The sequence below is a fragment of the Alcanivorax sp. HI0044 genome (assembly GCF_001634945.1).
This window is the reverse complement of sequence record NZ_LWEZ01000417.1, coordinates 1-1,347: the sequence shown is the minus strand read 5'-3', so window position 1 is coordinate 1,347 and position 1,347 is coordinate 1. Positions and strand designations below refer to the sequence as shown.

Here is a 1,347-nt window from a genome sequence, read left to right as displayed (position 1 = left end):
AGGCCCTGCACGACCGGGTCGTCGGCCAGAATGAGGCTGTAGAAGCGGTGGCCAATGCGGTGCGCCGCTCACGGGCCGGGCTGTCGGATCCGAACCGGCCCAACGGCAGTTTCCTGTTTCTTGGCCCCACTGGTGTGGGCAAGACAGAGCTGTGCAAGGCACTGGCCAGCTTCCTGTTCGACACCGAAGAGGCCATGGTGCGCATCGACATGTCCGAGTTCATGGAGAAACACTCCGTGGCGCGGCTGGTGGGTGCGCCTCCGGGCTATGTGGGTTACGAAGAAGGTGGCTATCTCACTGAACTGGTGCGGCGTAAGCCCTACTCTGTGGTGTTGTTGGACGAGGTGGAAAAAGCGCATCCGGATGTGTTCAACATTCTGTTGCAGGTGCTGGATGATGGACGCCTGACGGATGGCCAGGGCCGCACCGTGGACTTCCGCAACACGGTGGTGGTGATGACATCCAATCTGGGCTCTGACCTGATCCAGAAACTGGCGGGAGCCGATGCGGAGTCCGCCAGTGACTACGAGGCGATGAAGTCCGCGGTGATGGAGGTGGTGGGTAATCACTTCCGGCCAGAGTTTATCAACCGTGTGGATGAAACCGTGGTATTCCACCCGTTGGCCAAGGACCAGCTCAAGGGGATCGCGTCGATTCAGCTGGGCTTTTTGCAAAAAAGACTGGCGGAGCGGGATATCGGCTTGCAGCTAAGCGATGCGGCGCTGGACAAGCTGGTGGACGCTGGTTTCGACCCGGTCTATGGGGCGCGGCCGCTCAAGCGGGCCATCCAGCAGCAGCTGGAAAATCCGCTGGCGCAATCGCTACTGAGGGGTGAATACCTTCCCGGAGATACCGTTCACGTGGACGTGGAAGACGAGCGGTTTACCTTCAAGCGTTAAATTGAGGGAAGTCGTCTGTAAACAAAAACCGCCGACATCGATGTCGGCGGTTTTTTATTGGCGCAGTGACTGCCGGCAGACGCGCCCTTAGCGAGCCTCGCACTTTTCCAGCGCGCTGCGGGTGTCTTCCACCATTTTGTCTCTGGCTTCCTGATCCAGCACTTCCATTTCGCCGGTCTCCGGGTTCTTGCGCCGCACGGTAGGTTTGTTTGTCAGTGTTTCCAGGTTCTTGCGGTGTTGTTCGCAGCGCTCCTGGGCGACGGCATCCGGTTCCGTTTTTAAGCGTTGCTCTTCTTTGGCCTGGGTTGCTGCGGCTTCTTTGGCTTTTTGTGCCGCGTTGCGCTTGGCCTCAAGGGCCTCAATCGCCTCGCTTTGATCGGAACTGGCATTGGCCCGGGTGTTTACTTCAGAGGCGTTTACGCCCTGCGGTGGCTGGGCGTCGTAATGG

Annotated in this window: 2 protein-coding genes; one reads left to right on the top strand and one right to left on the bottom strand. The window is 59.2% G+C overall.

All coding sequences use genetic code 11. The features are described from left to right. On the top strand, positions 1-899 hold an 899-nt coding region (locus tag A3730_RS05060), incomplete at its 5' end, for an AAA family ATPase (RefSeq protein ID WP_156500920.1). Positions 900-986: 87 nt separating this feature from the next. Here the strand turns inward: A3730_RS05060 and A3730_RS31075 are convergent. After that, on the bottom strand, positions 987-1,347 hold a 361-nt coding region (locus A3730_RS31075; RefSeq protein WP_063537636.1), incomplete at its 5' end, for a hypothetical protein.